Source organism: Candidatus Nitrosotalea sp. FS (assembly GCF_011319475.1).
In the GTDB taxonomy this organism is placed as follows: domain Archaea; phylum Thermoproteota; class Nitrososphaeria; order Nitrososphaerales; family Nitrosopumilaceae; genus Nitrosotalea.
Window position 1 is genome coordinate 1 of the sequence record NZ_RCMC01000182.1, and the last position, 1,314, is coordinate 1,314.

The 1,314-nt window shown below is 39.3% G+C and carries 3 protein-coding genes; all 3 read left to right on the plus strand.

What is annotated here, in order from left to right:
• Positions 1-66 precede the first annotated feature (66 nt).
• On the plus strand, positions 67-347 hold a 281-nt coding region (locus DYY66_RS14455), incomplete at its 3' end, for an AIR synthase related protein (RefSeq protein ID WP_255496275.1).
• Positions 348-648: 301 nt separating this feature from the next.
• Positions 649-763: hypothetical protein (locus DYY66_RS16220; protein WP_394352597.1), on the plus strand; the 115-nt coding region annotated here is incomplete at its 3' end.
• A gap of 4 nt (positions 764-767) precedes the next feature.
• Positions 768-1,119, plus strand: a 352-nt coding sequence (locus tag DYY66_RS14460; protein WP_309223981.1) for an AIR synthase-related protein, incomplete at its 3' end; no start/stop codon positions are given.
• Positions 1,120-1,314: the final 195 nt, after the last annotated feature.

Below are 1,314 nucleotides of genomic sequence, written 5' to 3' on the forward strand. Positions count from 1 at the left end.
GGCGTAATCGGATGCTTTGATGAGGCCTGCAGAAATGTTGTCTGCACCGGTGCAAAACCAATAGGGATGGTTGACCACCTCCAGTTTGGAAATCCAGAGGATCCTGAAATATTTTGGACATTCAAAGAGTCAGTCCAGGCAATTACTGATTATGCCAAATATTTCCAAATTCCATGTGTTGGGGGCAAAGTGAGTTTGTATAATGAGACTGATGAGGGACCAATCAAGCCAACCCCGCTTATTGGAGTGCTGGGGCTAATTGAGAAAAATCCTCTGATTTCACAAAAAATTCAAGACGGCGACTTGGTTGTCATGCTTGGTATCACAAAAGACGAGCTTGGCGGATCNCCAAATTCCATGTGTTGGAGGCAAAGTGAGTCTGTATAATGAAACTGATGAGGGACCAATCAAGCCAACCCCGCTTATTGGAGTGCTGGGGCTAATTGAGAAAAAGCCTATGATTTCACAAAAAATTCAAGACGGAGACTTGATTGTCATGCTTGGTATAACAAAAGACGAGCTTGGTGGGTCTGAATATTACGAATACATCCATGATTTGGTGGGTGGCAAGTGCCCTGCAGTTGAGATGAAGTCTTCTAAAAAAATACAAAATGGTGTACTGGATGTGATACAAAAGAATCNGTTGAAATGAAATCTTCTAAAAAAATACAAGATAGTGTACTGGATGTGATAGAAAAAAATCTAGTCAAAACAGTACATGATTGTTCCAAGGGAGGTCTTGCAGTTGCGGTATCAAAACTGTNGATGTGATAGAAAAAGGTCTAGTCAAAACTGTACATGACTGTTCCAAGGGAGGTCTTGCAGTTGCGGTATCAAAATTATGTGTCACAAATGATATCGGATGTAAAGTTTCACTTGAAAAAGTTCCATCAGAAAAATTAATGCGTGATGAGTTGTTATTCTCAGAGTCACATTCAAGATTCTTACTTGTAGCAAAGCCGCAAGATGAAAAAAAGATAATGTCTATTCTAAAACAAAGAGGAATCACACACGCTCGTATTGGTGTATTCTCCGGCAAAGACATTACATTCCAAGAAAAATCAAGTGTAGTAGTTAGAGTAAGGGTTGATAAAGCACAAGAAAAATGGTTAAACTCGTNTGCCCGCATTGGCGTATTCTCAGGCAAGGACATTACATTCCAAGAAAAATCAAGTACCGTAGTTAGGGTAAGGGTTGATAAAGCACAAGAAAAATGGTTAAACTCGTNATAAAATCACAAGATGAAAAAAAGATAATGACTATTCTAAAACAAAGAGGAATCATACATGCCCGTATTGGTGTATTCTCAGGCAA